This window comes from Corynebacterium sp. HMSC055G02 (genome assembly GCF_001809065.1).
GTDB classification, from domain to species: Bacteria; Actinomycetota; Actinomycetes; order Mycobacteriales; family Mycobacteriaceae; genus Corynebacterium; species Corynebacterium jeikeium_D.
The window spans coordinates 19,867-27,329 of record NZ_KV795656.1; the positions used below are offsets into that span (position 1 = coordinate 19,867).

General features: G+C 59.0%; 12 protein-coding genes. All 12 read left to right on the top strand.

From position 1 onward, the window contains the following. Positions 1-293 precede the first annotated feature (293 nt). The 12 genes from tuf to rpsQ all read left to right on the top strand — a co-directional run bounded on the left by tuf (position 294) and on the right by rpsQ (position 7,308). On the top strand, positions 294-1,484 hold the full coding sequence (gene tuf, locus HMPREF2547_RS06415; RefSeq protein ID WP_016422054.1) for an elongation factor Tu: 1,191 nt from the start codon (positions 294-296) through the stop codon (positions 1,482-1,484). 671 nt (positions 1,485-2,155) lie between these two features. Next, positions 2,156-2,461, top strand: coding sequence for a 30S ribosomal protein S10 (gene rpsJ / locus HMPREF2547_RS06420; protein WP_003938093.1), 306 nt, complete (start codon positions 2,156-2,158; stop codon positions 2,459-2,461). A gap of 31 nt (positions 2,462-2,492) precedes the next feature. Then, the gene (rplC, locus tag HMPREF2547_RS06425; RefSeq protein ID WP_005509762.1) at positions 2,493-3,149 is read left to right on the top strand and encodes a 50S ribosomal protein L3; all 657 of its coding nucleotides are present in this window, start codon (positions 2,493-2,495) and stop codon (positions 3,147-3,149) included. Next, on the top strand, positions 3,146-3,793 hold the full coding sequence (gene rplD / locus HMPREF2547_RS06430) for a 50S ribosomal protein L4 (RefSeq protein ID WP_016422055.1): 648 nt from the start codon (positions 3,146-3,148) through the stop codon (positions 3,791-3,793). Before rplC ends, rplD begins: the two co-directional genes overlap by 4 nt. Next, a complete protein-coding gene (gene rplW, locus HMPREF2547_RS06435) occupies positions 3,793-4,098 on the top strand; it encodes a 50S ribosomal protein L23 (RefSeq protein WP_005509869.1) in 306 nt (101 codons plus the stop codon). Before rplD ends, rplW begins: the two co-directional genes overlap by 1 nt. Positions 4,099-4,135: 37 nt before the next feature. Next, positions 4,136-4,978, top strand: a complete 843-nt coding sequence (gene rplB, locus HMPREF2547_RS06440) for a 50S ribosomal protein L2 (RefSeq protein WP_016422056.1) — start codon at positions 4,136-4,138, stop codon at positions 4,976-4,978. A 14-nt stretch (positions 4,979-4,992) separates the two neighbouring features. Next, complete coding sequence (gene rpsS / locus HMPREF2547_RS06445) at positions 4,993-5,271, top strand: 30S ribosomal protein S19 (protein ID WP_005509882.1); 279 nt, start codon at positions 4,993-4,995, stop codon at positions 5,269-5,271. Positions 5,272-5,274: 3 nt separating this feature from the next. Then, positions 5,275-5,637 carry a 50S ribosomal protein L22 gene (gene rplV, locus HMPREF2547_RS06450; protein WP_005509775.1) on the top strand — a complete coding sequence of 121 codons (363 nt, stop codon included), beginning with the start codon at positions 5,275-5,277 and terminating at the stop codon, positions 5,635-5,637. Beyond that, positions 5,637-6,377: a 30S ribosomal protein S3 gene (rpsC, locus tag HMPREF2547_RS06455; RefSeq protein ID WP_016422058.1), complete on the top strand. Its 741-nt coding sequence runs from the start codon at positions 5,637-5,639 to the stop codon at positions 6,375-6,377. The genes rplV and rpsC overlap by 1 nt, the downstream gene beginning before the upstream one ends. Positions 6,378-6,380: 3 nt before the next feature. Beyond that, positions 6,381-6,797 carry a 50S ribosomal protein L16 gene (rplP, locus tag HMPREF2547_RS06460; RefSeq protein ID WP_016422059.1) on the top strand — a complete coding sequence of 139 codons (417 nt, stop codon included), beginning with the start codon at positions 6,381-6,383 and terminating at the stop codon, positions 6,795-6,797. Beyond that, complete coding sequence (rpmC, locus tag HMPREF2547_RS06465; RefSeq protein WP_005509851.1) at positions 6,797-7,033, top strand: 50S ribosomal protein L29; 237 nt, start codon at positions 6,797-6,799, stop codon at positions 7,031-7,033. The genes rplP and rpmC overlap by 1 nt, the downstream gene beginning before the upstream one ends. Then, positions 7,030-7,308: a 30S ribosomal protein S17 gene (gene rpsQ / locus HMPREF2547_RS06470; protein ID WP_042388398.1), complete on the top strand. Its 279-nt coding sequence runs from the start codon at positions 7,030-7,032 to the stop codon at positions 7,306-7,308. The genes rpmC and rpsQ overlap by 4 nt, the downstream gene beginning before the upstream one ends. Positions 7,309-7,463: the final 155 nt, after the last annotated feature.

Genomic DNA, 7,463 nt, shown 5'->3' on the forward strand with positions numbered 1-7,463 from the left:
GCGATTTTAGATCGCAACTCAAATATCTAGCATTTATGCAGGTAAATGACGATATGAGTTGCTGGCCGTTACCCACCCTTAACTAGGGGGTTGGTCTGGTTTGGAAAACTCCAGTATCCTGCCCTAGTATCGAGTAACTGGCACAGTGAAAGAATAGTGCTCTTTTGCGCGCGCACGTTCCGAAGTCGTAAGCGAACAGCTTGAAGGCTTCTGATGTTGTGAAGGCGGATTGAGTGACCACAAAATTGTGGCTGCGAGAGTCGTGGCCACCTAGACCTCCAGGAGGACTAAAAGTGGCAAAGGCGAAGTTCGAGCGTACGAAGCCGCACGTCAACATCGGTACCATTGGTCACGTTGACCACGGTAAGACCACCACTACCGCCGCTATCACCAAGGTTCTGGCTGACAAGTTCCCGGACCTGAACGAGTCGTTCGCTTACGATGCCATCGATAAGGCACCGGAAGAGAAGGAACGTGGCATTACCATCAACGTTTCCCACGTTGAGTACCAGACGGAGAAGCGCCACTACGCTCACGTCGATGCCCCGGGCCACGCCGACTACATCAAGAACATGATTACCGGTGCTGCTCAGATGGACGGCGCAATCCTGGTTGTCGCTGCTACTGACGGCCCGATGCCGCAGACTCGCGAGCACGTTCTGCTGGCTCGCCAGGTTGGCGTTCCGTACATCCTCGTTGCGCTGAACAAGTGCGACATGGTCGACGACGAAGAGATCATCGAGCTCGTCGAGATGGAGGTCCGCGAGCTGCTGGCTGAGCAGGACTACGACGAGGAAGCTCCGATCGTCCACATCTCCGCTCTGAAGGCTCTTGAGGGCGAAGAGAAGTGGGTCAACTCCATCGTCGAGCTGATGGAAGCTTGCGACGAGAACATCCCGGATCCGGTTCGCGAGACCGACAAGCCGTTCCTGATGCCGATTGAGGACATCTTCACCATTACCGGTCGCGGCACCGTTGCTACCGGTCGTGTTGAGCGCGGCGTTCTGAACGTTAACGACGAGGTCGAGATTCTGGGCATCAAGGAGAAGTCCCAGAAGACCACCGTTACCGGTATCGAGATGTTCCGCAAGCTGCTGGATTCCGCTGAGGCTGGCGACAACTGTGGTCTGCTGCTCCGCGGTACCAAGCGTGAGGACATCGAGCGCGGTCAGATCGTTGCTAAGCCGGGCGCTTACACCCCGCACACCGAGTTCGAGGGTTCCGTCTACATCCTGTCTAAGGATGAGGGCGGCCGTCACACCCCGTTCTTCGACAACTACCGTCCGCAGTTCTACTTCCGCACCACCGACGTCACCGGCGTCGTTTCCCTGCCGGAAGGTGTCGAGATGGTCATGCCGGGCGACAACGTTGACATGTCTGTCAAGCTGATCCAGCCGGTCGCAATGGACGAGGGCCTGCGCTTCGCTATCCGCGAGGGTGGCCGCACCGTCGGCGCTGGCCGCGTTACCAAGATCGTTAAGTAAGGTTTCTCCCCATAGGGGAAGTGCTTTAACTTAAGTCTTAGAAGAATCCCGACTCCGCGTAAGCGGAAGTCGGGATTTTTTGTATCTGTACATACCCGACACTAGACGGGGTGGGGGCGACGCAATAGCCGTCGTCAAGCCGACTGTGCCGTAATGGGTGTGATGTACGTTGCACTTTGGAATCGTGATTTTACATTCGTAGCCCGGACGTGCTTTAATACGGAGGTTGCTTTAACAAAGGCGTTCGCGCCAATTGTTGTATCAGGCCCAGCTGGGAACCAGTACGAAATTGGACATAGCGCCTATGGTAAGGCGAGCATGACCACGTAGGGAAGTTTCTTCCCGATCGTGCCTCACGGAGAAAAACGGGCGACACGCCCGACCGCGGGGGTCGGAGGTGGCATGGCAAATTAACAGCGGCAGTAGGCAAATGAAGAGCCCCACGAGGGGGACTTGTTTTCCACTGGGATTTGAGTGCAAGGCGTTATTCGTCCGCTCGGGTCATGGCCATAAGTTAATTTGCCATGACGATCGAAGACGAAATCGCTTTGAAGTAATGCACAACCCAGTTTTAATTTCTGGCGCTGGCCATAGTTGCTGACGGCGTCGAGAAACATTGACAGGGTCGACGCCCCTTTAATTGGGGCGCGCCGACCGAGGAGAGGACAAGCGTGGCCGGACAGAAGATCCGCATCAGGCTCAAGGCCTACGACCACGAGGCTATCGACGCTTCTGCGCGAAAGATCGTGGAGACCGTTACCCGTACGGGTGCACGCGTCGTTGGCCCGGTGCCGTTGCCAACCGAAAAGAACGTTTACTGCGTTATCCGTTCGCCGCACAAGTACAAGGACTCGCGCGAGCACTTCGAGATGCGCACTCACAAGCGTCTGATCGACATTCTCGATCCAACGCCGAAGACCGTCGATGCACTTATGCGCATTGACCTTCCGGCAAGTGTCGATGTGAACATTCAGTGATCCTGGACTTTTGGTAGCGGAGACAAGATAAATGAGTGAAAACGAGATCAAGGGCATCCTGGGCACGAAGCTCGGTATGACTCAGATCTTCGACGAGGAGAACCGCGTTGTTCCGGTTACCGTCGTTGAGGCTGGGCCGTGCGTAGTGACTCAGGTGCGCACTAAGGAAACCGACGGCTACGACGCCGTCCAGATTGCATACGGCGAAATTGACCCGCGTAAGGTCAACAAGCCGGAGGCCGGCCACTTCAAGAAGGCCGGTGTGACCCCGCGTCGCCACAGCGTTGAGATTCGCACCCCGGACGCTTCCTCTTACGAGGTCGGCCAGTCCGTTGGTGTCGACATTTTCGGCGAAATTGAGTACGTCGACGTCACTGGTACCTCTAAGGGCCACGGCTTCGCCGGTGGTATGAAGCGCCACGGCTTTGCTGGCCAGGGTGCCGCTCACGGTAACCAGGCTGCTCACCGTCGTGTTGGTGGCATTGGCGCTTGCGCCACGCCAGGACGCGTCTTCAAGGGCAAGCGCATGGCAGGCCGCATGGGTAACGACCGGGTCACGACCCAGAACCTGAAGATCCAGAAGGTTGACGCTGACGCGAACCTGCTGCTCATCAAGGGCGCAGTTCCGGGTGCACGCGGCGGCCTGCTGGTTGTTAAGACTGCCACGAAGGGTGGTGCTCACGCATGACCAACCTCAAGCTAGACGTACACACCGCTGAAGGCGGCGTGAACGGTTCGGTTGAGCTTCCTGCTTCCGTGTTCGACGCGGAGGTGTCCATCGCCCTGATGCACCAGGTTGTTGTCGCGCAGCGTGCAGCAGCTCGCCAGGGCACCCACAAGGTCAAGACCCGCGGTGAGGTTCGCGGCGGTGGCCGCAAGCCGTGGCGCCAGAAGGGTACCGGTCGCGCTCGTCAGGGTTCGATCCGTGCTCCGCACTGGACCGGCGGTGGCGTTGTCCACGGCCCGGTGCCTCGCGATTACAGCCAGCGCACCCCGAAGAAGATGATTGCAGCTGCTCTGCGCGGCGCACTCTCTGACCGTGCTCGCCACGACCGCATCCACGTTGTCGAGGAACTGGTCCCAGGCCAGACCCCGTCCACCAAGGCAGCTCGTACTTTTGTCGAGCGTCTGACTGAGCGCCGCAACGTGCTCGTCGTTCTGCCGCGCGAGGACGTCAACTCGTGGAAGTCGGTTCGTAACCTGCCAGGTGTCCACATCCTGTCTGAGGATCAGCTGAACACCTACGATGTTCTGAAGGCCGATGACGTCATCTTCGCCGTTCAGGCACTCAATGACTTCATCACTCGCACCGCCGGTAAGGAGGAGAAGTAATGGCTACCATCGCAGATCCCCGCGACATCATTGTTGCACCGGTAGTGTCTGAGAAGTCCTACGGACTCATGGAGCAGGGCGTTTACACGTTCCTGGTCCACACCGACGCTAACAAGACCCAGATCAAGATCGCGGTCCAGGAGATTTTCGGTGCCAAGGTCGCTTCCGTCAACACCCTCAACCGTGAGGGCAAGCGCAAGCGTTCCCGCACCGGCTACGGCAAGCGCAAGAACACCAAGCGCGCCTACGTGACTCTCGCGGCCGGCAGCGATCCCATCGACATCTTCGGCGGTTCGGCAGCTTAGCCGCTAGCCGACGAGGAAGTTAAGGAAGAGCAAAAGTATGGCTATTCGTAAGTACAAGCCGACTACGCCGGGTCGCCGCCAGAGCTCCGTCTCCGAGTTCAGCGAGATTACTCGCTCGACTCCTGAGAAGTCTCTGCTGCGCCCGCTGTCGAAGACTGGTGGCCGTAACGTTCACGGTCACATCACCACTCGCCACAAGGGTGGCGGACACAAGCGCCAGTACCGTGTCATCGACTTCCGTCGTAATGACAAGGACGGCATTCCGGCAAAGGTCGCTCACATCGAGTACGACCCGAACCGTACCGCCAACATCGCACTGCTGCACTATGCAGACGGTGAGAAGCGCTACATCATCGCTCCGAAGAACCTGAAGCAGGGTGCCATCGTTGAGTCCGGCGCTAATGCCGACATCAAGGTTGGTAACAACCTGCCGCTGCGCAACATCCCGACCGGTTCCACTATTCACTGCGTGGAGCTCAAGCCAGGCGCTGGTGCACAGCTGGCACGTTCTGCCGGTGCTTCTATTCAGCTTCTCGGTAAGGAAGGCAAGTACGCAGTTCTGCGTATGCCGTCCTCTGAGATCCGTCGCGTCGACGCACGTTGCCGTGCAACCGTCGGTGAGGTCGGAAACCAGGATCAGATCAACATCCGTTGGGGCAAGGCCGGCCGTATGCGCTGGAAGGGCTGGCGCCCGACTGTCCGCGGTGTTGTCATGAACCCGGTCGACCACCCGCACGGTGGTGGTGAGGGTAAGACCTCCGGTGGTCGCCACCCGGTTTCCCCGTGGGGCCAGAAGGAAGGCCGCACCCGTAAGCCGAACCGTCCAAGCGACCAGCTGATCGTTCGTCGCCGTCGTACCAACAAGAATAAGAAGCGCTAAGGAGGGAACTGAGAATGCCACGCAGCCTTAAGAAGGGCCCGTTCGTCGATGAGCACCTCCTCGCGAAGGTCGATGCACAGAACGAGAAGGGCACCAAGCAGGTCATTAAGACCTGGTCTCGCCGCTCCACGATTCTCCCCGATTTCATCGGCCACACCTTCGCCGTTCACGACGGTCGCAAGCACGTGCCGGTGTTCGTGGATGACTCTATGGTCGGCCACAAGCTGGGCGAATTCGCCCCGACCAAGACCTTCAAGGGTCACGTCAAGGATGACAAGAAGGGACGTCGATAAGCCATGAGCAACGACATTACTTCTGCACGCGCAACTGCGCGCTTCGTCCGCGTTACTCCGATGAAGGCACGTCGCGTCCTGGACACCGTTCGCGGTAAGTCCGTCGACGAGGCACTGAACATCCTGGAGTACGCTCCGCAGGGTGCTGCTGATCCGGTCGCCAAGGTTGTTGCGTCTGCAGCTGCAAACGCTGAGAACAACTTCGGCCTGGACCGTCGTACTCTGGTCATCTCCGAGGCTTACGCCAACGAGGGACCGACCATGAAGCGCTTCCGCCCGCGTGCGCAGGGCCGTGCTTTCCACGTCCGCAAGCGCACCAGCCACATCACCGTGGTCGTCGAGAGCCAGAAGGAAGGTGACCGATAGTGGGACAGAAGATCCATCCACACGGTCTTCGCCTCGGTATTTCCAGCGACTGGAAGTCCCGCTGGTACGCCGACAAGCAGTACGCTGACTACCTGGCCGAGGACATCAAGATCCGCGATCTGCTGTCCACCGGTCTTGAGCGCGCCGGCATCTCCGATGTCGTTATCGAGCGCACCCGTGACCGCGTGCGTGTGGACATCCACACGGCACGCCCGGGCATTGTTATCGGTCGTCGTGGCTCCGAGGCTGACCGCATCCGCGGCCAGCTCGAGAAGCTCACCGGCAAGCAGGTTCAGCTGAACATCCTCGAGGTCAAGAACATTGACGCGGATGCGAAGCTGGTCGCTCAGTCCATCGCTGAGCAGCTCGCCAACCGTGTCGCTTTCCGTCGTGCAATGCGCAAGGCTATCCAGTCTGCAATGCGTCAGCCGCACGTCAAGGGCATCAAGGTTGTCTGCTCCGGTCGTCTCGGCGGTGCCGAGATGGGCCGCACCGAGCGCTACCACGAGGGTCGCGTTCCGCTGCACACCCTGCGTGCGGAGATCGACTACGGCACCCACGAGGCTCACACCACCTTCGGCCGCATTGGCGTCAAGGTGTGGATCTACAAGGGTGACGTGATCGGTGGCCGTCGCGAGTCCGAGATCAACGCCGGCAACGACCGCCAGCGTCGCGGCAACGACCGTCCGCGTCGTGGTGGCAAGCGTCGTCAGCGTGCATCTGAGAAGAAGGAGGGCTAATTCATGCTCATCCCGAAGCGCGTTAAGTTCCGTCGCCAGCACCGCCCGACCCGTTCTGGTATGTCCAAGGGCGGCAACAAGGTGACTTTCGGTGACTACGGTCTCCAGGCTCTCGAGCCGGCCTACATCACCAACCGTCAGATTGAGGCAGCGCGTATTGCTATCAACCGCCACGTCAAGCGTGGTGGTAAGGTCTGGATCCAGATTTTCCCGGACCGTCCGCTGACCCAGAAGCCACTGGGTGTTCGTATGGGTTCCGGTAAGGGCCCGGTCGAGAAGTGGGTAGCAAACGTCAAGCCGGGTCGCATCATGTTCGAGATGTCCTACCCGGACGAGGCAACTGCTGTCGAGGCACTGAAGCGCGCAGGCGCTAAGCTGCCGATTAAGACCCGAATCGTTCGGAAGGAGGATCAGTACTGATGTCGAACGGCATTCCCGCCCACGAGCTTCGCTCGCTGGATAACGATGACCTGGTTGCCAAGCTCAAGGAGTCTAAGGAGGAGCTGTTCAACCTCCGTTTCCAGAGCGCTACCGGTCAGCTGACCAACAACCGCCGTCTCCGCACTGTCCGCAAGGATATTGCTCGCATTTACACCGTTATGCGTGAGCGCGAGCTCGGCCTGTCTGCTGCACCAACCGATGGTGATGCAGCATGAGTGAGGAAAACATGAACACCACCGAGGCTGGCGCACGCAAGGTGCGCACCGGTTACGTCGTGTCCGACAAGATGCAGAAGACCATCGTCGTCGAGCTCGAGGACCGCAAGCAGCACGCCCTGTACGGCAAGATCATGCGCACGAACTCTAAGGTCAAGGCGCACGACGAGAACGAAGAGGCTGGCGTGGGCGACCGCGTCCGCATCGAAGAGTGCCGTCCGCTCTCCAAGGACAAGCACTACCGCCTGATCGAGATCATCGAGAAGGCTAAGTAAGACCCGTCAGCTGAGCAATCAGCTCGGGCTTTACGACGAGAACCCCGTCGCGGGAAACACGAAAGTGTTTTCTGTGGCGGGGTTTTCTGTTTGTGCCTGATGCAGATGGCATTCGGAATCTGGGTTAAGTGACAAAAAGTGTGTCCGCTCGGTGT